Genomic DNA, 26,478 nt, shown 5'->3' with positions numbered 1-26,478 from the left:
ATAGACGTCTGGAAGTGTTGACGTCCTAAAGTGAGAGCGTTAAAGTACGGCTTATTAAGCGTGACTCTCTCCGTTAAAATACGTTACATGCATGTTAACCCGCGTGTGTAATTGGTATAACAGATGCTCGAAAAGATTGCACCACAGGAAAGGAAGACCCTATTTATGAGCCAACGAAAGCCAGCCACTATTGCCGTACGCACTGGTATTGAAGCGGATACTCAGTATCACGCGGTTGTCCCACCAATTTACTTGTCTACGAACTATGGCTTTCCTGCCTTTGGCGAAGTGCCCAAATATGACTACACGCGTTCAGGAAATCCAAACCGAGGGTTGCTTGAACAAGCGTTAGCTGAACTGGAAGAAGGCGCAAATGCCATCATCACCAATACAGGTACAGCAGCCATTAATCTTTGGGCAACCGCATTCCTAGGTCCTGATGATCTGATTATCGCGCCACATGATTGCTATGGTGGTACTTACCGTCTGTTTAACACCCGTTCACTTAAGGGAGACTTCAAGGTTGAATTTGTTGATCAGTCAGATGAATCCGCTCTTGCGCAAGCATTGAGTAAAAAACCAAAGCTGATCTTACTTGAAACGCCATCCAACCCACTGGTACGTGTTGTTGATATTGCCAAAATTTGTGAACAGGCAAAGCAAGTGGGGACGTTGATAGCTGTCGACAACACCTTTTTAACACCGGTTTACCAAAAGCCACTGACACTGGGAGCCGATTTTGTTGTGCATTCCACGACAAAATTCATTAATGGACACTCTGATGTTATTGGTGGTGTGATCATCTGTAAAGATGAAAAGCACGCGGAAGATTTGGCATGGTGGGGGAACTGTATTGGCGCGACAGGGACGCCATTCGACAGTTATATGACTCTGAGAGGTCTACGTACACTGGGTGCACGTATGCGAGTTCATGAGGAAAGCGCAAACACTATTCTAGAGTTTCTGAAAACACATGAATTGGTTGGAACGATTTACCATCCAAGTTTGCCAGATCACCCAGGGCATGAGATCGCTAAGAAGCAGCAATCGGGTTTTGGTTCAATGCTCAGTTTTGAATTAAATGGAAGCTTTGAGCAAATGAAATGTTTTGCCAGCTCACTGGAGCTATTCTCGCTTGCCGAATCATTGGGTGGCGTGGAAAGCTTGATCTGCCACCCTGGCTCAATGACACACCGCGCCATGAGTGATGAAGCGCAAGAGGAAGCGGGTATTGCACCGACGTTATTGCGTTTGTCTGTGGGGCTGGAAGATGCACAAGATCTGGTGGCAGACTTGGAGCAAGCCTTTGCAAAAGCCAAGGAGGTGGCGTAATGACTATCGAGCGACAATTGCACAAATTTGGTGGCAGTAGCTTGGCTGATGCGAATTGCTATCAGCGTGTCGTGAGTATACTTAAAGAATACTCCGACACGAGCGATTTGGTTGTGGTGTCCGCAGCGGGCACCACGACAAACCAACTTATTGCTTGGTTAGCCGCGTTAGAAAAAGACGGACGCTTAGCGCATGAAGCGTTGCAAAAATTAAGGCTGTACCAAACCAACCTCATTGAAAGCTTGTTACCAGCGGATCGCGCAGCAGCTTTGCTTGATGCTCTGAATACCGAGTTTTCTAGGTTAGGTGAGCTGTCCTATCCCTTAAGCAGTGCTCAAAAATCGTCAGCGATAGGACATGGCGAGATCTGGTCGGCAAGATTACTGGCGGAACTTCTTAATCACAATGGATTAGAAGCCGTTTCGCAAGATTCACGTGATTTCCTTCGTGCTGAACATGGTGCTCAGCCGGAAGTGGACCGAGCCCGTTCCTACCCTTTAATCAAAGAGTCGTTAGCACAGCATCGTCAGTGTCGAATTGTTATCACCGGTTTCATGGCTAAAAATGAAGACGGTGAAACGGTACTGCTAGGGCGTAATGGGTCAGATTACTCAGCAACCGTCATTGGTGCGTTAGCCGAAGCGTTTAGAGTCACGATATGGAGTGATGTCGCGGGCGTATACAGCGCTGACCCTCGTAAAGTCTCTGACGCCTGTTTGTTGCCTCTGCTGCGCTTGGATGAAGCCAGTGAGCTTGCTCGTTTGGCTGCCCCAGTTCTCCATAGCCGTACTTTACAGCCTGTCGCTCAAAGTTCGATGGAGCTGCATTTGCGTTGCAGCTACCAAGCTGAATCGGGTTCGACGCGTATTGAACGTGTTCTGGCGTCAGGGCGTGGCGCTAAGATCATTACCTCTTTAGATGAAGTGTTGCTGGTTAAAGTGGACTTTGGGCATGGGCACGATTTTGAACGCCTAGCCAAAGAAGTACTGACAACGCTTTCACGTGGGCAACTCAGCCCTTTGGCGTTTGAAGCGCAAGATGACCAAGGTTGCTTGCTCTTAGCGTATACCTCCGAAGTGGCAGGTGAAGCGCTTTCTCATCTACAAGATGTCGCCATTGGTGCGGAAATTAAATTAAAAGAAGGGTATTCCCTAGTTGCTGCTGTTGGGGCTGGCGTGACGAACAACCCGAATCATTGCTACGGTTTTTACCAGCAATTGAAAAACAGCCCTGTTGAGTTCATCAGTGAAGCTGAATCTGGACTTAGTTTGGTTGCGGTTCTTCGTAAAACCGATACATCTCGTTTGATAAAGGGCATTCACAGCCAGTTATTTCAAGCGCAAAAGCGCATTGCGATTGCGTTGTGTGGTAAAGGCAATATCGGCTCAAGTTGGATAGCCTTGTTTGATGAGCAAAAAGAAGAGCTCGAAAAGCGCCATGGGAAAACGTTTGACTTGGTTGCAGTCGTAGATAGCCAAACGTATTGGTTGGATTTCGATGGTATCGATGCGAAAGAAGTCTTCAACCGTTTTAATGATGAAGCGATCAGCAATGACGGCATTGAATGGCTCGACAAACTGGCACATCAGCAGAAATACGATGAAGTGATCGTACTGGATGTTACCGCAAGTGAAGCCTTATCTAATCAATATGTCAGCATTGCGGAGCATGGTTTCCATTTAATTTCAGCAAACAAAGTGGCAGGCTCTGCACCGGGGGAAATTTACCATCAAGTTCAGGATGCCTTTTCAAAGACGGGTCGTCACTGGTTCTATAACGCGACAGTAGGCGCAGGGCTTCCTGTAAACCACACCGTGCGTGATTTGCGTGAAAGTGGGGATGATATCCTTGCGCTATCTGGCATCTTCTCAGGAACGCTGTCATGGCTTTTCCAACAATTTGATGGTCAGGTGCCTTTCAGTGACTTGGTGGATCTTGCTTGGCAGCAGGGGTTAACCGAACCGGATCCCCGTTGTGACCTAGATGGCTCTGATGTCATGCGTAAGTTGGTGATTTTGGCGCGTGAGTCTGGATTAGAACTAGAACCTGAAAACGTGAAAGTGGAATCACTGGTTCCAGAGCAATTACGTGATTTGCCACTGGATGATTTTTTGGACAATGGACAGATCTTGAGCGAGAACTTAGCCGAGCGTCTTGAGAAAGCACAACGTGAAGACAAAGTATTGCGCTATGTTGCAAGACTAGAAAAGAACGGGAGCGCAACCGTAGGGGTTGAAGCATTACCTTGCGAGCACGCATTAGCGAACTTATTACCCTGCGATAATATCTTTGCCATCGAGAGTAAGTGGTATAAAGACAACCCGTTGGTTATTCGCGGTCCTGGTGCCGGTAAAGCGGTGACGGCAGGGGCTATTCAGTCGGACCTGAATCGGCTTGCAAGTTTGCTATAACTATTTATTATCACTAAAGGGCGCTGCGCGCCCTTTTTTGTTATTCCAATTTTGTTATTCCAACGCCATCCAGATGCTGTGATTTTTTTAATGAAAAATACTCAGCTTAATCATGAATAAAATTCATGGTGATCCAGTTGACATTAAATCGGATAAAAGACATTCTCTGGACATATAGACGTCTAAACGTCGCTGCGAATTTAAAAAGAATTTTTTGTGGTGGTGCCACAGGGAGAGAAGCATGAGTTATACCCACGCCAGTCATATAGATGCTTTGAATCAGAACGTTGCTGAGCTTTCTGGTGACATCAATGTCTCATTTGAGTTTTTTCCACCAAGCAGTGAAAAAATGGAAGAAACGCTTTGGAACTCAGTGCACCGCCTGAAAACCTTACAGCCAAAGTTTGTTTCTGTTACCTACGGTGCAAACTCTGGAGAACGTGACCGCACGCATTCCATTATCAAAGAAATCAAAGATCAAACAGGTTTGGTTGCGGCACCACACTTAACGTGTATCGATGCGTCCCGTGATGAATTGGTGAACATTGCTAATGATTACTGGAGGAATGGCATTGAAAGCATTGTAGCGTTGCGTGGCGACATTCCACCGGGTGGTGGTGCGCCAGATATGTATGCCTCCGATTTGGTCGAATTACTGAAGTCACTGCATGATTTTGATATTTCTGTCGCGGCATTCCCTGAAGTTCACCCAGAAGCCAAAAGTGCGCAAGCTGATCTACTCAATTTGAAGCGTAAAGTGGATGCGGGTGCCAACCGCGCCATCACTCAGTTCTTTTTTGATGTAGAGAGTTATCTGCGTTTTCGCGATCGTTGTGTGGCAGCGGGGATTGACGTTGAGATTGTTCCGGGGATCCTGCCGGTGTCGAACTTTAAGCAGGCCTCTCGTTTTGCAAGCATCAATAACGTCAAAGTGCCTGGATGGATGGCGAAGCAATTCGAAGGATTGGATGATGATCCCACAACCCGTCAGTTGGTGGGGGCGAGTCAAGCGATCGATATAGTAAGAATTTTAAGCCGTGAAGGGGTGAAGGATTTTCACTTCTATACGCTGAACCGAGCGGAAATGACGTATGCGTTATGCCATACGTTGGGTGTTCGCCCACAAGTTTAGTTTGGTAGAAATACCGTCCGATAATACACGTCAAACACAAAAAAAGGTTGGTGCATACACCAACCTTTGTTGTTTAAGAATGGCGAAGATTTACGCCATTGCTTCTAGTTCGGCAAGTGCTTCTTCTGCCCAAGCGACCCAAGTGTTACGAAGCAACAAGTTGCGACGTAGGGTTAAACGCTCTAAACGCGCTTGCTTGTCTAACGTGCTTGGGGTCGCATAGTAAACCGACTCAATTTCTTTGTAGTGGTTCACCAGTTGACGAGACTCTTCAATCAGACCAGTCAGCTGCTCAATATACGAAGTCGAAGGCTGTACGGAACATGCCATTAATTTGGCAGAGAACTCATCACGAACAGTTGGGTGTGCAGTGGGTTGGTCAAACCACTCCCCTAGTGCTCGGCGTCCTTCTTCTGTTATTGAATAAACTTTCCTGTCTGGTTTGCCCTCTTGTGGCTCAAGCACGCAAGTCACAAGTTGGTTTTGAGCCATTTTATTTAGCTCGCGATATACTTGTTGGTGACTTGCTTTCCAAAAATAGCCAATACTGTATGAGAACTCTTTTGTGATGTCGTATCCAGTAGCATCTCGAGTACTTAAAACAGTGAGGATTACGTGCGGTAATGACATGTCTTCAATCCAATGGTCAATCAAACTGTAAAACTTGAACGCATAAACATCGAGTGTGCTTCTTTGGCACGTTTGTATGGTGTGTGAATGCGCTCATACCAATCTAAAGACAAATTTAGATGGCTCTGTCACCTTCTTTAGCCTTATATCACCTAGAAAATGGCAGCTATTGAATTTGCTGCCTTAAAACAAACTTCTATTTCTATGCCATATTATTGCTGCTTGCTGCGGTTAGTTATTAGAAAATTTACAGCGGCTAGTTAGCATATCAATAATAATAAGCATTAAGTAGAATAAAAATATGAATGAATTGAAAAACTGATAATATTCTCAATAGAGAGTTACTTCCATACAAAAAGCCGCACAAAGCGGCTTTTTGTCTCACTTTTAGAATAAATGACTGGCTAACCAGTATTGCGCATTCCTGCTGCAATACCTGCAATCGTGACCATTAATGCTTCTTTAAGCTCGGTTGATGGCGTTTCTGTCTGCCTTGTGCGGTAAAGCAGTTCTGCTTGTAGCATATTCAACGGCTCTACATAGATGTTACGAAGGCGTATGGATTCTAATCCCCACGGATCACTTTGCATTAAATTCTCATTATTCTCAACATTGAGCACCGCTTTAATGTCTTTTTGTAACTGAGATCTCAGTTTTTCTCCTAGGGCCCACAAAGATTTGTCCGTTAGCTTCTGATCGTACAGGCTTGAGATCTCGAGATTACATTTTGAGTACACCATTTCCAGCATACCTAGTCGTGTTGAGAAGAATGGCCATTCGCGGCACATGGATTCCAGTAACGATTGATGTCCTTGGTCGACAGAATATTGAATGGCTTCTCCTGCACCCAACCACGCTGGTAATACCAAGCGGTTTTGACTCCACGAGAAAATCCATGGAATGGCGCGTAAGCTTTCGACGCCGCCATTTGGGTTACGTTTAGATGGTCGAGAACCCAATGGGAGTAACCCCAGTTCAAGCTCTGGTGTTGCGGCGCGGAAGTATGGTACGAAATCCGGTTCACCGCGAACAACCCCACGATAGGCTTCACAAGATACCTCCGAGAGGGTATCCATCAAATCACGCCATTCTTGTTTCGGTTCAGGTGGCGGAAGCAGGTTTGCCTCCAATATCGCACTGGCGTACATGTTGAAACTGTTGACCGCCACTTCGGGTAAGCCGAGCTTGAAGCGGATCATTTCACCTTGTTCAGTGACGCGCAAACCACCTTTTAAACTTTTCGGTGGCTGAGACAGTAATGCCGCGTGTGCAGGTGCTCCACCACGCCCAATCGTTCCTCCACGGCCGTGGAATAAGGTGAGCTCTATGCCGGCCTCTTCCGATACCTTCACTAAGGCTTCCATTGCGCGATATTGTGCCCAACCCGCTGCCATCACACCCGCATCTTTCGCTGAATCAGAATAGCCGATCATGACCATTTGGTGATTCTGAATAAAACCACGGTACAAATCGATACCCATCAATTGAGTGATGACGGTTTCAGCGTTATTCAAGTCTTCCAGTGTTTCGAACAGTGGGCAGACGTCCATGCGATAAGGGCAACCCGATTCTTGAAGTAGCAAGTGTACGGCCAGTACATCTGAAGCGGTTCTTGCCATGGAAATCACGTAGGCGCCAAATGCTTCACGAGGCTGGCTTGCCACGATACGACAGGTATCCAAGACTTCTTTTACTGGCTCTGACGGTTCCCAGTTTCGTGGCAAGAGTGGGCGCTTAGAGCTGAGTTCCGTTGTGAGGAAGGCAATTTTATCTTGTTCACTCCACTGATCGTAATCGCCAATGCCGAGGTAACGTGTCAGCTCCGACAATACATCAGAGTGGCGAGTGCTTTCTTGGCGAATGTCGAGACGCACAAGATGAATGCCAAAGGATTTGATTCGACGCAGCGTATCCAGAAGCGAACCATCGGCAATGACGCCCATGCCACATTCATGCAGTGATTGATAACATGCATAAAGAGGTTCCCAAAGTTGCTCGTTGGAGCGCAATGGTGCTTTGACGGTCAGTTGCTCGCCATTGATTTTGGCTTCAAGAATGTCGCGTGTTTCGGTAAGCATGGTGCGAATGCCTTTGAGGATCGCACGATAGGGTTCGTGTTCCCCTTCACCAGCTAGCTCACGCAATGCGTCACTGCATTTGGTCATCGACAATTCGCTGACCAGCTCGTTAATGTCATTGAGGTAGAGATCCGCTGCTTTCCAGCGAGACAGCAACATGACTTCACGGGTAACAGTATGGGTAACAAATGGGTTACCGTCGCGGTCTCCTCCCATCCAAGACGAGAAGTGCACAGGTCTAGCGTCAATGGGTAAACCTTCGCCTAGATAACCCTCCAAGCGCTCATCGAGCTCGCGCAGGAAATCGGGTACACCTTGCCATAACGAGTTTTCGACAACGGCAAACCCCCATTTGGCTTCATCGATTGGGGTTGGGCGTTGCTGACGGATCACGTCAGAGTGCCATGCCTGTGCGATAAGTTGCTCTAGGCGACGCTCTGTTTTGTGACGCTCTTTGTACGATAGGTCATTCAGTTCTAGCTTGGAAAGACATTCATTAATTTTGATCAGCTTGTTGATCATGGTGCGGCGCGTAATTTCTGTTGGGTGCGCCGTGAGCACCAGTTCAATATTCAAATCTCGAACGGCTTGAGCCGTATCGAGTTTACTGATGTTACTTTGGCTTAGCTTTGAAAATAAGCTGTTAATAACGTCTGGTTCGCAGACGTGTTCCTCACAATGGCGCGAAATGGTGTGATACTGCTCTGCTATGTTAGTGAGGTTTAAAAACTGATTGAATGCTCTAGCCACTGGAGTGAGCTGTTCATCTGGTAGGCTTTCAATTTCTTTGATGAGATTCTCGCGGTCTTCCTGACTGCCACCTCGTGCTGATTTTGAGAGTTTACGAATGGTTTCGACTTTCTCTAAGATTGCCTCGCCATGTGCATCTTGAATGGTATTGCCAAGCAATCGACCTAGCATGCTTACATTGCTTTTTAGTGCGGCATATTTTTCATTCATTGTGTTCCGCCTCGTAAATTTATTACATCCGATGTTTTGTTAAGCCCACAATCTAGCGAAATTGTTTGGCTTGAGTCAAATAATCCGAGACTAAAACACAGGAATTCGGTCAACTATTGATATTGCTCATTTTTGATACGTTCGTTGTAATGGCATTGTGAAATTTTATTTCATTTTTGCTGAGGGCTGATGTGCTCTGGTTTAAGAAGTGATGAAAAAGCGCAGGTGTCTGCGCTTTTGGGGATGATTTCTTGAAATGTTTAGAAACAGTATTGATGAATGGCTTTCTTCAAAACATTGATGGTTGGGTCGATAAATTCAAACGCAAGGAATTCATCTGGCTGGTGAGCCTGATCAATCGAACCCGGTCCAAGGACGAGAGTTGGACAAAGCTCTTGCAAGAAAGGGGCTTCAGTACAATAGTTTACGGTTTCACTTGGCTTTTCACAGATGGCTTCCATTCCACTAATAAATGGATGGTCATGGTCACACTCGTAGCCGGGGATGGGGTCGTGTAATGGCTGAATTTCGATTCTCCCAGGCCACTTGGCCTCCACGTCTTTGAGCGCATCGCGCAGAAGATTGTCCAATCCATCGAGGCTGATGCCTGGTAATGGTCTTACATCATAGTGCAGCTCGCAACAACCACAAATTCGATTTGCACTGTCGCCACCATGAATATGCCCTAGGTTTAAGGTCGGGGTTGGGATTTCAAAGCCTGGATGATGGTAGGTTTTTATTAACTGATTTCGAAGTTGCATGAGTGCAAAAAGCACTTCATGCATGATCTCAATGGCGTTGACACCCAAAGCGGGGTTTGAGGAGTGCCCTGAATGACCGGTCACACGTATGGCATTTGCCACGTGTCCTTTATGCCCTCGAATCGGTACCAAGCTGGTGGGTTCGCCTATAATGCAGTAATCCGGCTTGAACGGGGCATCTTGAGTAAAGTGTCGTGCCCCAAGCATGGTGGTTTCTTCGTCACACGTCGCTAATACGTACAGTGGTTTGGTTTGTGTACTCCAGTCGATATTTTTGACGGCTTCCAATATGAAAGCGAAAAAGCCTTTCATATCCGCTGTACCCAAGCCATAAAAACGGTTGTTTGCTTGCGTTAACGCGTGGGGGTCATAATTCCAGCGTCCTTCGTCAAAAGGGACGGTATCGGAGTGGCCTGATAATAGTAAGCCGCCTTCTCCCTGTCCTATTTTGGCTATCAGGTTATGTTTGCCTTTTTCGACTTCAACCACCTCTGTTTTAAACCCCAAGTCATGAAACCATGTGGCAAGTTTCGCAATGACGTCACTGTTTCCTTCATCCCAACTCGCATCACTTGAGCTAATAGAAGAGGTGGAAATTAAGCCACCGTAGATATCGATAAAACCAGGTATTTGCATATTAACTTCACTTCCACTGTTGACAGACTAAGATTAAAACGATAAAACACATATTAAATCATTATAAGTGAATAAAAACTCAAATAGAGTTAATAATCAAGTATGGATAGTCACTTTTGTAGACATTGAGTGACAAGCGAAATTGGATGTGTTGCAGATGTTAAAAACCACAATCATTGGTGCCAGCGGATACACAGGTGCAGAACTTGCTCTGATGGTCGCCAAACACCCAAATCTCAAGCTATCAGGTTTGTATGTGTCCGCCAATAGTGCTGATGCAAATAAGCCGATATCAGAGTTACATAAAAAGTTATCGGGTGTCGTGGATATGCCTGTCAGCCCATTAACCGATCTTAAAGCGGTGGCCAAAGAATCCGATGTGGTCTTTTTGGCAACCGCACATGAAATCAGCCATGACCTAGCGCCGACCTTATTAGAGCAAGGTTGCACCGTGTTTGACTTATCTGGAGCCTATCGTGTTCAGAAGGCCAATTTTTATCCAGATTATTATGGGTTTGAGCACAGCAACCCAGAATGGCTAGATAAAGCCGTATACGGTTTAGCTGAATGGAATGAAGCCGCGATTTCCGAAGCGCAATTGGTGGCGGTACCAGGGTGCTACCCAACGGCATCACAGTTGGCGATTAAGCCCCTTTTAGCTGCGGGTTTGGTTGAAACGTCCCAATGGCCGGTCATCAACGCCACTTCCGGTGTGTCAGGTGCTGGCAGAAAAGCGACCATGACCAACAGTTTCTGCGAAGTATCGATGCAAGCTTACGGTGTGTTTACTCACCGCCATCAGCCAGAAATTGCGTCTCACCTTGGGTGCGATGTCATTTTTACCCCTCATCTTGGTAACTTTAAGCGCGGTATTTTAGCGACCATTACCATGAAGTTAAAAGAAGGTGTCACTCCTCAGCAAGTAACCGATGCTTTCCATAATGCCTATGGCGATAAGCCTGCAGTGCGCTTGTTTGGCGATCAACTGCCGGCCATCCAACAAGTAGAAAACACCCCATTTAACGACTTGGGCTGGAAAGTTCAAGGCGAGCACGTGATTGTGGTATCGGCAATCGACAATCTATTGAAAGGTGCATCAAGCCAAGCTATGCAGTGTTTGAACCTTCGATTTGGTTATGAACCTCTAACAGCATTGATTTAAGGAAGCGATGATGAGTATACAAATTCCACTTGTCATAAAGCTGGGCGGAGCGGCATTAGAGTGCAGTGAAACGCTTGGAAAGCTCTTTGGGGCAATCAAAGATTACCAACAGTCGGCGCAGCGCGCGATTGTGATTGTTCATGGTGGCGGCTACCTCGTGGACGACTTAATGAGCAAGCTTCAATTGGCCACCTTTAAAAAAGATGGATTGCGCATTACCCCTTACGAGCAAATTCCATTCATTGCTGGTGCGCTCGCAGGTACAGCAAACAAGCTACTCCAAGGTGAGGCCATTAAATCAGGTGTAAACGCGGTTGGGTTGAGCCTTGCGGATGGTGGTTTATGCCGAGTGACGGAATTGAATCCTGATCTCGGTGCAGTCGGTCATGCAATCCCGGGAAATCCTGATGTATTGCAAGCCGTTATGAATACAGGTGCTATCGCGATCATCAGTTCGATTGGCATGACAGAAGAAGGGCAACTCATGAACGTCAATGCCGACCAAGCTGCGGTTGCGGTAGCGGGCGCATTGGATGCGGAATTGGTGTTGCTTTCCGATGTCAGCGGGGTGCTGGATGGGAAAGGGCACCTACTTAACAGTTTGAACAAAACCCAAGCCCTACAGCTTATTGAAGGCAAGGTGATTACCGATGGCATGATCGTAAAAGTGCACGCCGCATTACAAGCGGCAAACGATCTGGGTCGTCCGATTCAGGTAGCGACATGGCGTTACCCTGAAAAACTGACGGAATTATTTTCTGGTGCCAACATTGGTACGCAGTTCTTACCTGAATAAACCAATTTTGTATGACCTTTTGGGCGCTGACCGCCAAGTGCAGACCCAAGGATTAGGAGAAGTAACATGAGCAAAGTAAACGTTAAGAAAGTCGTCGTTGCCTACTCTGGCGGTCTGGATACCTCAGTGATCATTCCGTGGCTAAAAGAAAACTACGATTGTGAAGTCGTGGCATTTGTTGCGGATGTTGGTCAAGGCGCAGAAGAGCTTGAAGGCATTGAAGAAAAAGCCAAAGCATCGGGGGCATCAGAGTGCTACATCGCAGACCTAAAAGAAGAAATGGTGGCAGATTACATCTACCCGACTCTGAAAACAGGGGCGCTATATGAAGGTAAATACCTACTGGGTACGTCTATGGCACGCCCTATTATTGCCAAAGCTCAGGTAGAAGTAGCACGTAAAGTTGGCGCCGATGCGTTGTGTCATGGCTGTACAGGTAAAGGTAATGATCAAGTTCGTTTCGAAGGGGCATTTGCTGCTCTCGCACCGGATCTGCATGTCATTGCGCCATGGCGTGAGTGGGATTTGGTGAGTCGTGAGGAATGTTTGGATTACTTAGCAGAGCGCAACATCCCATGCACGGCTTCTTTAACTAAGATCTATTCCCGTGATGCCAACGCTTGGCACATCTCGACTGAAGGTGGTGTTCTTGAAAATACATGGAATGCCCCAAATGAGGATTGCTGGGTTTGGACCGTTGATCCAGAGCAAGCACCAAATGAGCCAGAAAGCGTCACGCTGAAAGTAGAGAAAGGAGCAGTTGTTGCCGTAGATGGCGAGGCAATGACGCCATATAATGCTTTGGTTTACCTCAACGAGAAAGGCGCGAAACACGGTGTGGGTCGTATTGATATCGTTGAAAACCGCCTTGTCGGGATGAAATCACGTGGTTGTTACGAAACGCCGGGGGGCACCATTATCATGGAAGCGCTGCGTGCTGTTGAACAGTTGGTACTAGATAAAGCCTCTTATGAATTCCGTGAAGAGTTGGGGTTAAAAGCCTCTCACCTAGTATACGACGGTCGTTGGTTTACACCGCTTTGTAAGTCTCTCCTTGCAGCGACTGAGGAGTTGGCGCAAGATGTGAACGGCGAAGTCGTGATCAAACTGTACAAAGGTCAAGCAACCGTCACGCAAAAGCGTTCAGACAACAGCTTATACTCTGAAGAGTTTGCGACGTTTGGTGAAGACGATGTGTATGACCAAAGTCATGCGGGTGGTTTTATCCGCCTGTATTCCCTGTCTAGTCGTATTCGCGCTTTGAACGAAAATAAAAAATAAGCGAACGATTCGTACGCGCATCTCAGCTATTTAAGTACATTACACAAGCAAGCAAATGAGGCTCTGAACGATTCAGAGCCGCAACTCCAGGAGAGACGCCATGGCATTATGGGGCGGTAGATTTACCCAAGCAGCAGACACCAGATTCAAACAATTCAATGATTCTTTGCGATTCGATTACCGATTGGCAGAGCAAGATATTGTTGGATCGATTGCGTGGTCTAAAGCCCTGCTGTCGGTTGGCGTTTTGAATGAAAGTGAGCAGCAAAAATTAGAGCTCGCTCTGAACGAGCTTAAGCTTGAAGTCATGGAAGATCCTGAGCAGATTTTGTGTTCGGATGCCGAAGACATTCACAGCTGGGTAGAACAGCAGTTGATAGGTAAAGTCGGAGACTTGGGTAAAAAGCTGCACACGGGACGATCTCGTAACGATCAGGTTGCCACCGATCTTAAGCTGTGGTGCCGTCAACAAGGTCACCAGTTGCTGATGGCGCTGGATCGCCTACAAGGTCAAATGGTTGAAGTGGCTAAGGCACACCAAGGTACTGTCCTTCCGGGGTATACACACTTGCAGCGTGCCCAGCCCGTGACCTTTGCTCATTGGTGTTTGGCTTATGTAGAAATGTTCGAACGTGACTATTCTCGTCTTTCGGATGCCATGAAGCGTTTGGATACGTGTCCACTGGGTTCTGGTGCGCTTGCAGGTACAGCATACCCCATGGATCGTGAAGCGCTGGCGCACAGCCTTGGTTTTCGCCGAGCGACGCGTAACAGCCTTGATTCGGTATCGGATCGCGATCATGTTATGGAGCTCATGTCGGTTGCCTCTATCTCTATGCTTCATTTGTCTCGTTTGGCTGAAGACATGATTTTCTACAATTCAGGTGAATCTAATTTCATTGAATTGGCGGATACCGTGACATCCGGTTCGTCACTGATGCCACAAAAGAAAAACCCAGACGCTCTCGAACTTATCCGTGGTAAGTGTGGGCGTGTTTATGGCGCAATGGCTGGCATGATGATGACCGTTAAAGCGTTGCCGCTTGCCTACAATAAAGACATGCAAGAAGACAAAGAAGGCTTGTTTGATGCCTTAGACAGTTGGAATGAATGCATGGAAATGGCCGCACTTTGTTTTGATGGCATCAAAGTGAATGGCGAGCGCACGTTAGAAGCGGCGAAACAAGGCTACGCTAACTCAACAGAACTGGCCGATTACCTTGTCGCGAAAGACATTCCATTCCGTGAAGCGCACCATATTGTGGGTGTAGCGGTTGTGGCTGCAATTGCCAAGGGTTGCGCATTAGAAGAATTATCGATAGCGGAGCTCAAAGAGTTTTCGGATGTGATCGAAGAGGATGTGTACGACATTCTCACCATTGAATCCTGTTTAGAAAAACGGTCGGCATTGGGTGGGGTATCACCAAAACAAGTCGCGTATGCAGTGGAGCAAGCCGAACAACGCATTGCGCAAAGAGACACATCAGGGGTGAAAGTGCGTGCGGCGCGCTTAACCGATATTGATGCGTTAGAAGGTATGGTGGCGTACTGGGCAGGGCTGGGTGAAAACCTTCCTCGCACTCGCAATGAACTGGTTCGCGACGTTGGATCGTTTGCCGTTGCAGAGCATCATGGTGAGGTAACGGGGTGTGCCTCCCTCTATGTCTATGATTCTGGACTCGCCGAAATCCGCTCCCTTGGTGTCGAAGCGGGATGGCAAGGTCAGGGGCAGGGAAGTGCACTGGTGGCATACCTGACTGACAAAGCACGTCAGATGGCGATTAAGAAAGTATTTGTCTTAACCCGTGTCCCTGAATTCTTCATGAAATACAGCTTTGTTCCAACATCAAAATCGTTGCTGCCAGAGAAGGTGTTGAAAGATTGCGATCAGTGTCCGCGAACACACGCGTGTGATGAAGTCGCGCTGGAGATCAACCTGTCAGAACACGTGATCACTAAAAGTAATGTTGCGTAACGGTGTGATTAAAGGTAGTTTTTCTATTGGCTCAGATCATTTTTAATGAAAATAGATCTTTTTTGGGAACTTTATAAGGAAAAGCACGGTCATATTAATACCACTGCTTTTTCTTAGATGAATCTAAGAAGGCCCCTAACCAGATTTGGCATAGGGGCTTTTTTCTTTTTCCAATCCAGCTCAATTCAGATTTCCTCCTATCTTTCTTTTGATTTGTTATAACATTTCATGTTCATGGAATGTTCATGAAACCTTCACCGCATTGATACCTAAGCATTCTGATTGATCTTTAGAGTGTCCTCCGTTGATTATCAAACTACTTCGGAGACTTCCCATGAAAGGGGTTCAACTTTCTATGCTGGCGATTGGTGTCATTGTCGCGGCAACCGCAAATGCAAATGTCCCTCAGCAATCAGATACATGGTATCAAGAAGCAAAAAGTACCATTGCGGCTGCAAAAGAGCGTAAGCCGATTGATGGTCCTGCAAAGAATGTGATTTTGTTTGTGGGGGATGGTATGAGCGTTGGAACCATCACCGCGGCACGGATTTATGCAGGCCAGAAAAAAGGTCTAAAAGGGGAGGAGTATGTGCTGGCCATGGAGCGTTTGCCACATACCGCATTATCCAAAACCTACAACACCGATATGCAAACGCCTGACTCGGCAGGAACGGCAACTGCAATGGTGTCGGGTGTGAAAACCAAAGCTGGGGTCATTAATGTGAACGACAATGTTCAGCGTGGTTTTTGCAATACTCAAAAAGGCAATGAAGTCAAAACCGCCTTTCAAATGGCAGGCGAAAAAGGCTTATCATTGGGTGTGGTGTCTACGGCGCGTTTAACCCACGCCACTCCCGCCACTGCCTATGCGCATAGTGCTGACCGAAATTGGGAAAACGACACTAAACTGCCAAACATTGCCAAAAACACCGGTTGTAAAGACATAGCCTCGCAGTTTGTTTCATTTGATTCCGGTAACGGTTTCCAAGTCGTGTTTGGGGGCGGTCGACGTGAATTCATTCCCGAGACGGTGACCGATCCGGAAGGGAAGAAAGGTAAGAGACAAGATGGGCGTAACTTAATTGAAGAGTGGGAAAGGCGCTATCCAGAGGGTAACTATGTTTATGATCGCGCTGGCTTTGATAAGTTGAATGGAAGCACTGAACGTGTTTTTGGGTTATTTGAAAGTAGCCATATGCTATATGAAGCCGATCGTGTGAAGGAAAATAATGAACCATCGCTGTCAGAAATGACTTCTAAAGCCATCGACATCTTAAAAAATAATAAGAAAGGCTACCTACTCATGGTGGAGTCGGGTCGAATCGATCACGCTCACCATGCAGGTAATGCTGCGCGAGCACTGGAAGACACCGTGGAATATGATCGTGCCATCAAAGCCGCGTTGGAAATGACGGATCCCAAGGAGACGTTGATCATCGTGACCGCCGATCATGCGCATACTCTGATCTCAAACGGTTATGCAGAACGTGGTAACCCAATACTTGGTTTATCCAAATCCAAAGGCAAATTGAATAAAGACGAATTTGGGAAAAACTACACAACGCTGGCGTATGGTAATGGACCGGGTGCGGCAGAGGGGGGACGAAATGACTTATTGGAAGAAGACGTGCTCAAGTTAGATTACTTACAGCAATCATTAGTGAAGTTGGGCTCCGAAACACACTCTGGCGAAGACGTGGCGATTTTTGCTCGTGGTCCTCAAGCTTGGTTGTTCCAAGGAGTGGTTGAGCAAAACTACATTTACCATGTGATTGATGAAGCGTTAAGGTTAACTCAGTAAGTGTTATCTCGTGTAAGTACTATTTCTGTGTAAGTACTGTTTCTGCGTTAAGTACTATCTCAGTGTAAGTCTTATGTCAATGTAAGCTGCTGTTCAATGTAATCTGTCGTTCAATAAAAACCGCGCGAAAATCAGCGCGGTTTTTTATTGCGTTCCTGCCAAGGAAAAACCACAAATTTCATCCACAAGTGCATCGCAAGTAAGGCGTTGAAAGCAAAACCAGTAAAAATCAGTGTAATGGATTGAATGCTGTTGGGGGATTCTTGAAAAGCAAACCACCAAATAACCCAACACACGACGGAAAGTATCGTGAGTTGATCCATGCATTGCTTGCAACGGCCGATTTTCTTCCAAAACCAGTGTTCTTGGCATGTCTGACAAGGCATAACATCGCCGTCTCGTTAAACAAATATTAAGATAAGTATAACTAAACGTATTCCGTTCCATTAGGACGTAAGTTCAACTTTAGATGAAATTAATATGAAAAGACCCTGACTCTGGAGATAAAGTCAGGGTAAAAAAGGACTTAGAAGCAATTTCTTATTTTAAGTAGTGTATTTGTAGGCTGAGTTGAATTAGCAACCCGGACCGCAATCCAAGCAGTGCTTAATCATTTCAGGACCAAGGTGTAACTTGGCATTCAAATCACGAAGTGCGGTGCGAACCCCTTCTTCAATCACTGGGTGATAGAAGGGCATGTCCAGCATGTCAGATACTGTCATTTTGTTTTGGTGTGCCCAAGCCAGAAGGTGAGCTAAATGCTCGGCATTAGGCCCCATCATTTCAGCGCCGAGAAACCGCCCCGTCCCTTGTTCGCCATAGACGTGCAAGACACCTTTGTTGCGCAGCATCACTCGGGAACGACCTTGGCTTTCAAATGACACTTCACCCGTCGCAAAGCAACCACAACCTCCTAAGCGTTGAGTGATTTGACGGTAAGTTTCACCTACCATCGCAATCTGAGGGTCTGAAAATACGGCGGAGATAGACGAGCGGCGCAGCCCTGCCCGGATGTCTGGGAAGCGACCTGCGTTATCTCCCGCAATGCGACCTTGATCGGCGGCTTCGTGAAGCAACGGGATCTGGTTGCTTGCATCACCAGCGATAAAGATGTGATCAACCGACGTTTGCAACGTGTAGTGATCCGCTTTGGGGACACCGCGATCGTCCAAATCGATTTCTGTGTTTTCCAAATCCAGCTTATCCACATTAGGGCGTCGACCCGTTGCAGCCAATACGTAGTCGGTAACAAAGGTTTCAAGTTCCCCGTCGTGATTAATAAATTGGATCTCAACCTTCTCATCGACACGTTTCATGCTTTCGACTTTGACATCGGCATCTAGGTAAAACTCTTCACTGAACGTTTTGTTCGCGTAGGCCATCACCTCAGGATCGGTCAGTGGACCCACTTGCCCACCCAAACCAAACAGTTTCACCTCGACACCCAGTCGGTGCAGTGATTGTCCCAGTTCCAAACCAATAACCCCAGGGCCAAAGACCGCGACAGAGTTAGGAAGATCGTCCCAATCAAACACATCATCATTGACGATGAGTCGATCCCCCAACTCATTCCAGATGCCTGGATAAGCAGGGCGAGAACCCGTAGCAATGACAATTCGCTGTGCTTTGACTTCGGTATGATCATCGACGATGAGAGTGTTGTTATCGATAAATTTCGCATAGCCCGATATTTTGTCTTGCGCTGGAATGTCTTCTACCCCTTCCAATACAAAGCCAACAAAACGGTCTCGCTCTCGTTTCACTCGATCCATTACTTCGCGCCCATTGATGACGATCTCACCTTGTGGGTGAATACCGAAGCCTGGTGCTTTTTCAATTTGGTGAACGCTTTCTGCCGCTGCGATCAAAAGTTTAGATGGCATGCATCCAACGCGAGCACAAGTTGTGCCGTAAGGACCACCTTCGATCATCACGACATTCGATGTATGCGCTTTTGCTGTTCGATAGGCGCCTAGACCCGCAGTGCCGCCACCAATGATCGCTACATCAACATTCAGTTGTTTCATAATGGATTCTCTTTCATGTCGGTTTGGAAAGAAAAACCCGAGTTTCCCCGGGCTTTATTCAGGAATACGATGTGATTTGGGATTACTTGAGCAGAAAGCTTTCAAGTTCTTCGCTGCCACCAATGTGCTTACCACCAATAAACACTTGTGGAACCGTTGCGCGCCCAGTGATAGCTCGCAAGCTAACGGTGGTGGCATCTTTACCTAGAATCACTTCTTCATATTGAAGACCGTGATCAATCAGGTTTTGTTTCGCCTTCGCACAGAAAGGGCAACCTGGCTTTGAGAATACGGTAATGGATTCCTGAGTTTTGTAATTTGGAGCGATATAACCCAGCATGGTATCGGCGTCCGAAACCTTGAACGGGTCGCCTGGCTCGTTTGGCTCAATGAACATTTTCTCAACAACGCCATTCTTCACTAACATGCTGTAACGCCATGAACGCTTGCCGAAACCGAGGTCATTTTTGTCAACGAGCATGCCCATGCCATCCGTAAATTCACCATTTCCATCTGGAATGAAAGAAATGTGGTCTGCTTCTTGGTCTTCTTTCCATGCATTCATAACAAACGTGTCATTCACAGAGATACACACAATTTCATCGACACCGTGTTCTTTGAAAACAGGAAACAATTCGTTGTAGCGAGGTAGGTGGCTAGAAGAACACGTTGGCGTAAATGCGCCGGGTAAGCTGAATACAATGACGGTCTTGTCTTTGAAAAGATCGTCAGACGTGACGTTTACCCAAGCATCCCCTTTGCGAGTAGGAAAAGTGACCTGTGGTACAGTTTGACCTTCTTTTGATGCGAACATGTTGGTTTCCTCTTTGGATTTTTGAATTCTTACGGTAGCCGACGTTTAATCAGCGTAGCTGGCTTTTGTTTATACAGCCTGTTTCGTTTTGTTGAGTCCATTATTCAACGATTGAGTTGATAGCTCCAATCGTTTATTGTTATGGTATTGATAGGCTGTTTCTATTTTAGGGAGGAAAGATGAACATTCGTGATTTCGAATACCTCGTGGCTCTTGCTGAGCACAAACACTTTCGCAAAGCAGCAGAAGCGTGTTTTGTTAGTCAGCCCACGTTGAGTGGTCAAATTCGCAAATTGGAAGATGAATTGGGAACAGCGCTTTTAGAGCGCAGCAGCCGCAGGGTCTTGTTTACCGAGTCGGGTTTGCAGCTTGTATATCAAGCGAAGAGAATTCTAGGGGAAGTGAAGTTATTTATCGATATGGCGACCTTACAAGGGAAAGAGATGAGCGGTCCTTTGCACATCGGCTTTATTCCCACGGTTGGTCCTTACTTGCTGCCTAAAATTATTCCACAGCTCAAAGAGCAATTCCCAGATCTCGAACTGTTTTTGCATGAAGCGCAAACCCACCAGCTGGTTAGGCAACTTGAAGAAGGTCGGTTAGATTGTTTAGTGTTGGCTTCGGTTGCAGAGACGGAACCCTTTAAAGAGCTGGATCTTTACGACGAACCCATGAGCGTTGCTGTGCCTTGTGATCACGAATGGGCGGAACGAGATGAAATAGACATGCTTGAGCTAAATGGTAAGACGGTTCTTGCGTTAGGCGATGGGCATTGTTTACGGGATCAAGCGCTGGGATTCTGTTTTGCAGCAGGGGCACGCGACGACGAACGCTTCAAAGCCACCAGCCTTGAAACACTGAGAAACATGGTTGCCGCGGGTGGGGGCATTACGTTGTTGCCAGCGTTGTCGGTGCCGGCTGAGAAAAAGCGCGATGGTGTGTGTTATGTCCGTGCGAGTAACCCTCAACCAAGCCGGCGTATTGTGTTGGTTTACCGACCAGGTTCTCCGCTGAGAAGCCGTTTTGAACAGTTGGCTGAGAGTATTTCAAAGCTCGTATAACGAGGGTGATAATGTCAATCACTGCAGCTCGGAATAGCCGGTCCTTTTCTAGCTGCTGATTTGTCTCTAACTGCTGATTTGCCTCTAACTGGTTGAGTTCCATTGCCATCGGATCCCTATTGACGCAAAGACGCCTTGTTACCAACACAACCCCTAATGAGAAAAGGGTCGCAATACAGTGTCTATTTTATTCAATGAGTGATGCTGTGTATCCAACGTGGAGGTTAAATAAAAAAGGCGCTGATGCGCCTTTTTATTTTAACGTCGGAAAGTGTACTGTACCCCTGCTAAAACAGTTCTTCACCATCTTCACTGTATATGGCTTCACTGATTGGATCGCGAGCGTACTCTTTTGGCTCTGTCCCACGTTTGAAGTATTCAAACATGGTTGAGTCGTCAGATTTGTTGGTAAGCAGCCCCGATTCTGCATCAATACGGGTTCGAATGATGCCCTCGGGTAACTTTTTACGTTCTGCTGGTACCTCTTCCAGTGCCACTTTCATAAAGTTTACCCAAGCTGGCTGAGCCGTTTTCGCTCCCGATTCGGCTCCTGTAATTTGGTCTTTACCTAAGTTCGGGTTTACCACACTCGCACCGAGCTCTCGTTGGTGGTTGTCGAAGCCTACCCATGCAATGGCCACCATTCCTGGCGCATAACCGTTGTACCAAGCGTCTTTGGAGTCGTTGGTGGTACCGGTTTTGCCACCTATATCGCGACGCCCTAGCTTCTTAGCGCGCCAGCCCGTACCGTTCCAGCCCGTACCCTTGCTCCAGTCGCCGCCGCCCCATACATTGCTGTACATCATTTCTCGCATCAAGAAAGCGGTTTGCTCCGAGATGACTTGTGGGGCGTATGGCGAATCCACATCTTGCTCTTCAAACTCGTTGTCTTCCTGAGCTTGGCAATCTGTGCGGCAAACCATTTTGGGTTGAGCTTCTATTATGGGTTTGCCAAAGGCATCTTCCACACGGCTTATGTAGTAAGGTTCGACAAAATAGCCACCATTCGCGAAAACAGAATAACCCTGCGCCATTTTCACCGGAGTTAAGCTACCAGCCCCGAGCGCGAGGGTTTCAGAGCGAGGAAGTTGGTCTTTTTCAAAACCAAATCGAGCAAGGTAATCAATGGATTCGTCCAATCCTACTCGGCGCAATATTCGTACTGCCATAACATTTTTTGATTGAGCGAGCCCAACGCGCATGCGAGTAGGCCCTGTGTATGTCGGTGGCGAGTTTTTTGGACGCCAAGCGGTACCTTGGCTCTGATCCCATTTATTGATTGGTGCATCATTAATTAAGCTTGCCAGTGTCATGCCCTGATCGATGGCGGCCGAGTAAATGAATGGCTTGATGCTTGAACCTACTTGACGAACAGATTGCGTGGCGCGATTAAACTTACTGTGAACAAAGTTGAAGCCACCCACCAATGACACAATCGCACCATCATTTGGGTTCATTGCGACAAATGCGGTATTGGCGTCTGGAACCTGAGCCAGCTTCCACACCCATTGCTGTTCAAGCTGGTCATCACTTGCTGGAAGTGAGAGCTTACGAACCCAAATTTGCTCTCCTACCGATAAGATATCCGTCGCTTTGCTCGGAGCGCTGCCTTGGCGGTTATCGCTTTTGAATGGACGAGCCCATTTCATTGCATCCCAATCGAGAAACGAAAAACTTTGGTTTTTGATGTAAATTTTCGCGGATTTTTCTCCGACTTCAGTCACAATGGCGGGTATGAGCTCACCGTAAGTCGGTACGGCAAGTAGATGCTTGCTCATCTTGTCTTCAGTCCACGGCACTTCGCCTGATGCCCAAAGTGTTTCTTCTGCACCCCGATATCCGTGTCTTTCATCGTAGCTAAGCAAATTATTGATGGTGGCTTCATTAGCGGCTTGTTGCAGCTTGGAGTTCACGGTGGTGTAGATTTTCATGCCGGACGTATAAGCGTCTTCGCCGTAATTCTCTAATGCCCAAGAACGCGCAATTTCAGCCACATAAGGCGCATTGAGTTCAATTTCTGCACCGTGGTATTTGGCCACAATGGCTTCTGAGCGAGCGGAATCGTATTGTTCTTGAGTGATGTATTTTTCATCAAGCATGCGCATCAGTACCACATTTCGGCGATTAGTGGCACGTTCAATCGAACGAATGGGGTTGATGCTAGAAGGGGCTTTTGGCATGCCAGCCAAAGTAGCGAGTTCACTTAAAGATAAGTCGTTCAACTCTTTACCGAAATAGACTTGAGCGGCGGCTCCAAATCCATAAGAACGATAGCCTAGGAAAATTTTGTTGATGTACAGCTCTAGAATTTCTTCTTTAGTCAGTAGTTGCTCAATGTGGATGGCGATAAAAATCTCTTTGATTTTACGCATGATCTTTTTTTCGTTAGTGAGAAAGAAGTTTCTCGCCAACTGTTGAGTAATGGTACTGGCGCCTTGTTTTGCTGAACCTGTTGTTGCAACAACAATAGCGGCGCGAACAATACCAATTGGATCAATACCAGGATGGTCAAAAAAACGGCTGTCTTCGGTCGCAATAAGCGCATTAATGAGTTCTTGGGGGATGTCGTTGTGTGAAACTGGCACTCGACGCTTTTCACCAAATTGTGATATCAGCTTTCCATCTTGACTGTATACCTGCATAGGTGTTTGCAGTTCTACGTCTTTTAGTGTTGCAACATCGGGCAGCTCGGGTTTGACGTAAAAGTAAAACCCAATAATTGTGGTCACTCCCAAAATGGTGCAAACCAATGAAAATATTAACAAATGCTTTATGAACTTCACCGGAGAATCCCTGTTAAATTTGGCTATCTGGTTACATATCTTTTGTGACTGCGATAAAACGTCAGGATTGTTTTTTAGACATGTCTTAATAACTTGTTTTTCCAACTTGCCGAGTGTAACACTCTTTTAGGAGCCAAATCGCCATGGGTAGATCTTTAGTAATTGGCATCGATTTTGGTCATCACAGTATTAAAGCTGTCGTAATGAGACCTATCGGCGAACTAATGCAATTGGTTGGTTATAATGAGATTACTGTACCCGGAGATATATTCTCTGAAAACCATACCCTCGATTATCAGAAGATTGTAAAGAAACTCAAAGAACTTAAAAAGGGCTTACCTCTTTTTAGTCGTCAAGTCGCAGTTTCTGTACCTGATAAGGCGGTGATCAGCAAAGTACTTCAAATTGAACAGGATATGGATGGGAGAGAACAGGAGTTTGCGGTACATCAAGCGTTTGGTCAGCAGTCGCCGATCCCTATTGAAGAATTAAGCCTCGATTTTATTGAAGTAGACCAAAAGGTCACGACTCGCAGCTCGACGTCCACCTTTCAAGTGTATGCGACACGTAAAGAAGTGATCGACTCCCGTGTTGCGGCATTAACGAAAGCGGGTTTTAAGCCCCTTACTATTGATGTTCACGCGAACAGCTTGTTGAAAGTATGGCGTTTGGCTAGCCAAGTTCACCCAGATAGAAGGCAATGGATGCTGGTGGATATCGGTTTGCATCAAACGTCTTTGTGCACGGTTGCAGCCGGTAGAACGCCTTTCTATAAAGAGCTCTCTTTTGGTACCCAAAATGTTGCGCAGTCTCAAGCGTTGTCTGATGCCATCACGCTCAATAGCGATTCAGTGACCCAAAGCTTTGTAAAAGATCTGAGTGAGAAGCTACAGAGGCACATCAGCTTATACCACTCCGTTAACCCACAGCAGAACATCGACGGGATTTGGCTAAGCGGCGGCGGGGCTAACTTGGTGGGGGTCACCGACATGCTCAGTAGGGCACTCCGGTTAGAAACGGCGCTTTTGAATCCATTTGGGTTGGTTGAAAACGGCACTAAACAGTCGGTTAAGCAATTGTCGGATTCTGCGGCTTACGGTGTGGCAATGGGGTTGGCGATCAGCGGTGTTGAGTGGCTAAAAGGAAACCACCATGCATAACATCAACTTACTGCCCTGGCGAGACGAGCTGCGTGCCAAATATCGCCGTCAGTTCTTTTCCTATCTCACCGCGGCAGTCTTGGTCGCTGTTGGTGTGCAGTGGGGCGCTGGGGAGTATTTCTCCCAACAGAAAAGCGTGCAAGGAGCGCGCAACGCCGAACTGACTCGACACATTGCTTATCTTGACCAGCAATTACGTGGGCTAAACCAAGTTCGCGATCAACATGAATCCATCCTTACGCGTTTGCGCTCAGTAGAAGCACTGCAAATCAAACGCAATAAAACAACCGATTTCATGTCTCTGTTGCCTAACGCCATTCCACCCGGTGTCTTCGTCGATAAAATTGAGATGAACAATTTTGAAGTGGAAATTAATGGCATCAGTGACAGCACCGCGAATATCACAACCATGCTGGATCTATTGGAGCGTTCGACTCAACTCTCGGATGTAGAAATGCACTCGATTGTGTCGGGAAAAAAGTTGTTTGGCAAAGTGTTTAAAACGTTCAAAGTGTCGTTTGTCTTTGCTCCTAAAAAGGAAGACGAATCATGATTGACTGGCAAAACCTTGATTTTGAAGACTTGCCAGAATGGCCGCTTCCAGCACAGCTTTTGGTCTTTGGGCTTCTCTTCCTTCTGATACAAGCGTTAGGCAGTTGGTTTTACCTCGCGCCAATGAATGAGGAGTTGGAACAACTGCGTCAAAAAGAACAGACCCTCAAAAGTACGTTGATCATCAAAACCAATAAAGTGGCGGCATTGCCTAAGTTGGAAGAGCAATTGGACGAACTCAACAATCGCTATGACTACCTATTAAAGCAGTTACCGGAACAAAAAGAGTTGGCAAGTATGCTTGCCTCCGTCAATGAACTTGGTATTCAGCACGGGCTAACGTTTACCCGCATTGATTGGGGCGAAAAGCAAAACCAAGCGTACCTCTATCGATTGCCCCTCAACATCGAATTGACGGGAACGTACCAAAATATTGGTGAGTTTTCCGCGGCGATCGCGAACTTACCTCGCATCATCAATTTTGATGACGTGGATTGGCAAAGAGTGAGCCAGGAAAGCAGCACACTGCATTTTAGAGTTAGGGCATACACCTATCAGTTTAAACCGGAGGTGAGTGATGAATAAGTGGCTGACAGGGTTGGTCACCATTGCGGCTTTAAGTGGGTGCCGTGCAAACCATGAACCGCTTCAAGACTTTATTTTTCAGACACAAGCCAACGCTTCTGCGCACATTTCTAAGCTACAAGCGGAACAGTCGTTTAAAGCCAGTAAATATACGCCAATGACAGATCGTCTCCCCTTTGCCTTACCTGAAATTGCGGTTATTGAAACCCAACCTTCCTTAATAAAGGACTGTTGGCAGCCTGCATCTCGAAAGAAGAGTGGGAAATTAGAAAAATTTGCGCTGACTCAACTCAAATTAAAAGGGGTCATGGGGAGCGGGAAAAAAGTGTCGGGCATTATTCAGGCACCTGATGGTCATGTCGTCAAGGTACAACAGGGGCAATACCTTGGTTTAAACAATGGCAAGGTGATCAACATTACCCCAAAACACCTGACGATTCAGGAGACATTGCCTGATGGTTTAGGGTGTTGGCAGCAACGTAACGTGAAGCTGGCATTGAAATAAATTTAGGATTTGAGATTAAAAGGGAAGAAGTCAATA

At 46.7% G+C, this 26,478-nt stretch carries 20 protein-coding genes; 13 read left to right on the top strand and 7 right to left on the bottom strand.

Features of this window, described 5'->3' with window-relative positions; translation table 11 throughout:
• Window positions 1-165: 165 nt before the first annotated feature.
• The 3 genes from HC752_RS15950 (at window position 166) to metF (ending at window position 4,875) form a co-directional block, all read left to right on the top strand.
• Window positions 166-1,332 (top strand): O-succinylhomoserine (thiol)-lyase, encoded by a 1,167-nt coding sequence (locus HC752_RS15950; protein WP_190336161.1) that lies wholly within the window; start codon window positions 166-168, stop codon window positions 1,330-1,332.
• Window positions 1,332-3,743, top strand: a complete 2,412-nt coding sequence (locus tag HC752_RS15945; RefSeq protein WP_190336160.1) for a bifunctional aspartate kinase/homoserine dehydrogenase II — start codon at window positions 1,332-1,334, stop codon at window positions 3,741-3,743. Before HC752_RS15950 ends, HC752_RS15945 begins: the two co-directional genes overlap by 1 nt.
• A gap of 241 nt (window positions 3,744-3,984) precedes the next feature.
• On the top strand, window positions 3,985-4,875 hold the full coding sequence (metF, locus tag HC752_RS15940) for a methylenetetrahydrofolate reductase (RefSeq protein ID WP_190336159.1): 891 nt from the start codon (window positions 3,985-3,987) through the stop codon (window positions 4,873-4,875).
• 90 nt (window positions 4,876-4,965) lie between these two features.
• Here the strand turns inward: metF and HC752_RS15935 are convergent, their stop codons facing one another.
• The 3 genes from HC752_RS15935 to argE all read right to left on the bottom strand — a co-directional run bounded on the left by HC752_RS15935 (window position 4,966) and on the right by argE (window position 9,940).
• Entirely contained in the window at window positions 4,966-5,505 is a 540-nt protein-coding gene (locus HC752_RS15935) for a PadR family transcriptional regulator (protein ID WP_101114053.1), read from the bottom strand.
• Window positions 5,506-5,909: 404 nt separating this feature from the next.
• A complete protein-coding gene (gene ppc, locus HC752_RS15930) occupies window positions 5,910-8,543 on the bottom strand; it encodes a phosphoenolpyruvate carboxylase (protein ID WP_190336158.1) in 2,634 nt (877 codons plus the stop codon).
• Window positions 8,544-8,803: 260 nt separating this feature from the next.
• Window positions 8,804-9,940, bottom strand: a complete 1,137-nt coding sequence (gene argE, locus HC752_RS15925; RefSeq protein ID WP_190336157.1) for an acetylornithine deacetylase — start codon at window positions 9,938-9,940, stop codon at window positions 8,804-8,806.
• Window positions 9,941-10,097: 157 nt separating this feature from the next.
• On the opposite strand from argE, the gene argC reads away from it, so the two are divergent.
• The 5 genes from argC (at window position 10,098) to HC752_RS15900 (ending at window position 16,955) form a co-directional block, all read left to right on the top strand.
• Window positions 10,098-11,102, top strand: a complete 1,005-nt coding sequence (gene argC / locus HC752_RS15920) for an N-acetyl-gamma-glutamyl-phosphate reductase (protein ID WP_190336156.1) — start codon at window positions 10,098-10,100, stop codon at window positions 11,100-11,102.
• A 10-nt stretch (window positions 11,103-11,112) separates the two neighbouring features.
• Complete coding sequence (gene argB, locus HC752_RS15915) at window positions 11,113-11,898, top strand: acetylglutamate kinase (protein ID WP_190336248.1); 786 nt, start codon at window positions 11,113-11,115, stop codon at window positions 11,896-11,898.
• 66 nt (window positions 11,899-11,964) lie between these two features.
• Window positions 11,965-13,179, top strand: coding sequence for an argininosuccinate synthase (locus HC752_RS15910; protein WP_190336155.1), 1,215 nt, complete (start codon window positions 11,965-11,967; stop codon window positions 13,177-13,179).
• A 100-nt stretch (window positions 13,180-13,279) separates the two neighbouring features.
• Window positions 13,280-15,154, top strand: a complete 1,875-nt coding sequence (gene argH / locus HC752_RS15905) for an argininosuccinate lyase (RefSeq protein ID WP_190336154.1) — start codon at window positions 13,280-13,282, stop codon at window positions 15,152-15,154.
• Between the two features lie 334 nt (window positions 15,155-15,488).
• Complete coding sequence (locus tag HC752_RS15900; protein ID WP_190336153.1) at window positions 15,489-16,955, top strand: alkaline phosphatase; 1,467 nt, start codon at window positions 15,489-15,491, stop codon at window positions 16,953-16,955.
• Between the two features lie 131 nt (window positions 16,956-17,086).
• Here the strand turns inward: HC752_RS15900 and HC752_RS15895 are convergent, their stop codons facing one another.
• From HC752_RS15895 to HC752_RS15885, 3 genes are all read right to left on the bottom strand, one after another.
• Window positions 17,087-17,341: a DUF3624 domain-containing protein gene (locus HC752_RS15895; protein WP_190336152.1), complete on the bottom strand. Its 255-nt coding sequence runs from the start codon at window positions 17,339-17,341 to the stop codon at window positions 17,087-17,089.
• 189 nt (window positions 17,342-17,530) lie between these two features.
• Window positions 17,531-18,982, bottom strand: a complete 1,452-nt coding sequence (locus tag HC752_RS15890; RefSeq protein ID WP_190336151.1) for a dihydrolipoyl dehydrogenase — start codon at window positions 18,980-18,982, stop codon at window positions 17,531-17,533.
• Between the two features lie 82 nt (window positions 18,983-19,064).
• The gene (locus HC752_RS15885; RefSeq protein WP_190336150.1) at window positions 19,065-19,796 is read right to left on the bottom strand and encodes a glutathione peroxidase; all 732 of its coding nucleotides are present in this window, start codon (window positions 19,794-19,796) and stop codon (window positions 19,065-19,067) included.
• A gap of 179 nt (window positions 19,797-19,975) precedes the next feature.
• On the opposite strand from HC752_RS15885, the gene oxyR reads away from it, so the two are divergent.
• Window positions 19,976-20,857: a DNA-binding transcriptional regulator OxyR gene (oxyR, locus tag HC752_RS15880; RefSeq protein WP_190336149.1), complete on the top strand. Its 882-nt coding sequence runs from the start codon at window positions 19,976-19,978 to the stop codon at window positions 20,855-20,857.
• 287 nt (window positions 20,858-21,144) lie between these two features.
• Here the strand turns inward: oxyR and HC752_RS15875 are convergent, their stop codons facing one another.
• Complete coding sequence (locus tag HC752_RS15875) at window positions 21,145-23,640, bottom strand: PBP1A family penicillin-binding protein (RefSeq protein ID WP_190336148.1); 2,496 nt, start codon at window positions 23,638-23,640, stop codon at window positions 21,145-21,147.
• 143 nt (window positions 23,641-23,783) lie between these two features.
• On the opposite strand from HC752_RS15875, the gene pilM reads away from it, so the two are divergent.
• Genes pilM through HC752_RS15855 form a run of 4 tightly spaced genes read left to right on the top strand, consistent with a single transcriptional unit; the run spans window position 23,784 to window position 26,442 of the window.
• The gene (pilM, locus tag HC752_RS15870; RefSeq protein WP_190336147.1) at window positions 23,784-24,800 is read left to right on the top strand and encodes a type IV pilus assembly protein PilM; all 1,017 of its coding nucleotides are present in this window, start codon (window positions 23,784-23,786) and stop codon (window positions 24,798-24,800) included.
• On the top strand, window positions 24,793-25,353 hold the full coding sequence (locus HC752_RS15865) for a PilN domain-containing protein (RefSeq protein WP_190336146.1): 561 nt from the start codon (window positions 24,793-24,795) through the stop codon (window positions 25,351-25,353). Before pilM ends, HC752_RS15865 begins: the two co-directional genes overlap by 8 nt.
• Window positions 25,350-25,937, top strand: coding sequence for a type 4a pilus biogenesis protein PilO (locus HC752_RS15860; protein ID WP_190336145.1), 588 nt, complete (start codon window positions 25,350-25,352; stop codon window positions 25,935-25,937). The genes HC752_RS15865 and HC752_RS15860 overlap by 4 nt, the downstream gene beginning before the upstream one ends.
• On the top strand, window positions 25,927-26,442 hold the full coding sequence (locus HC752_RS15855) for a pilus assembly protein PilP (RefSeq protein WP_446751444.1): 516 nt from the start codon (window positions 25,927-25,929) through the stop codon (window positions 26,440-26,442). The genes HC752_RS15860 and HC752_RS15855 overlap by 11 nt, the downstream gene beginning before the upstream one ends.
• Window positions 26,443-26,478: the final 36 nt, after the last annotated feature.

This window comes from Vibrio sp. S9_S30 (assembly GCF_014694455.1).
In the GTDB taxonomy this organism is placed as follows: Bacteria; Pseudomonadota; Gammaproteobacteria; order Enterobacterales; family Vibrionaceae; genus Vibrio.
Note: the sequence above shows the minus strand (reverse complement) of the source record. Positions and strands in the feature narration are given on the sequence as shown.

Bases quoted from the DNA above. Each gene is read 5' to 3' on its own strand.
- HC752_RS15950 (WP_190336161.1), top strand. From the start codon at position 166: ATGAGCCAACGAAAGCCAGCCACTATTGCCGTACGCACTGGTATTGAA.
- HC752_RS15945 (WP_190336160.1), top strand. From the start codon at position 1,332: ATGACTATCGAGCGACAATTGCACAAATTTGGTGGCAGTAGCTTGGCT.
- metF (WP_190336159.1), top strand. From the start codon at position 3,985: ATGAGTTATACCCACGCCAGTCATATAGATGCTTTGAATCAGAACGTT.
- HC752_RS15935 (WP_101114053.1), bottom strand. From the start codon at position 5,505: ATGTCATTACCGCACGTAATCCTCACTGTTTTAAGTACTCGAGATGCT.
- ppc (WP_190336158.1), bottom strand. From the start codon at position 8,543: ATGAATGAAAAATATGCCGCACTAAAAAGCAATGTAAGCATGCTAGGT.
- argE (WP_190336157.1), bottom strand. From the start codon at position 9,940: ATGCAAATACCTGGTTTTATCGATATCTACGGTGGCTTAATTTCCACC.
- argC (WP_190336156.1), top strand. From the start codon at position 10,098: ATGTTAAAAACCACAATCATTGGTGCCAGCGGATACACAGGTGCAGAA.
- argB (WP_190336248.1), top strand. From the start codon at position 11,113: ATGAGTATACAAATTCCACTTGTCATAAAGCTGGGCGGAGCGGCATTA.
- HC752_RS15910 (WP_190336155.1), top strand. From the start codon at position 11,965: ATGAGCAAAGTAAACGTTAAGAAAGTCGTCGTTGCCTACTCTGGCGGT.
- argH (WP_190336154.1), top strand. From the start codon at position 13,280: ATGGCATTATGGGGCGGTAGATTTACCCAAGCAGCAGACACCAGATTC.
- HC752_RS15900 (WP_190336153.1), top strand. From the start codon at position 15,489: ATGAAAGGGGTTCAACTTTCTATGCTGGCGATTGGTGTCATTGTCGCG.
- HC752_RS15895 (WP_190336152.1), bottom strand. From the start codon at position 17,341: ATGCCTTGTCAGACATGCCAAGAACACTGGTTTTGGAAGAAAATCGGC.
- HC752_RS15890 (WP_190336151.1), bottom strand. From the start codon at position 18,982: ATGAAACAACTGAATGTTGATGTAGCGATCATTGGTGGCGGCACTGCG.
- HC752_RS15885 (WP_190336150.1), bottom strand. From the start codon at position 19,796: ATGTTCGCATCAAAAGAAGGTCAAACTGTACCACAGGTCACTTTTCCT.
- oxyR (WP_190336149.1), top strand. From the start codon at position 19,976: ATGAACATTCGTGATTTCGAATACCTCGTGGCTCTTGCTGAGCACAAA.
- pilM (WP_190336147.1), top strand. From the start codon at position 23,784: ATGGGTAGATCTTTAGTAATTGGCATCGATTTTGGTCATCACAGTATT.
- HC752_RS15865 (WP_190336146.1), top strand. From the start codon at position 24,793: ATGCATAACATCAACTTACTGCCCTGGCGAGACGAGCTGCGTGCCAAA.
- HC752_RS15860 (WP_190336145.1), top strand. From the start codon at position 25,350: ATGATTGACTGGCAAAACCTTGATTTTGAAGACTTGCCAGAATGGCCG.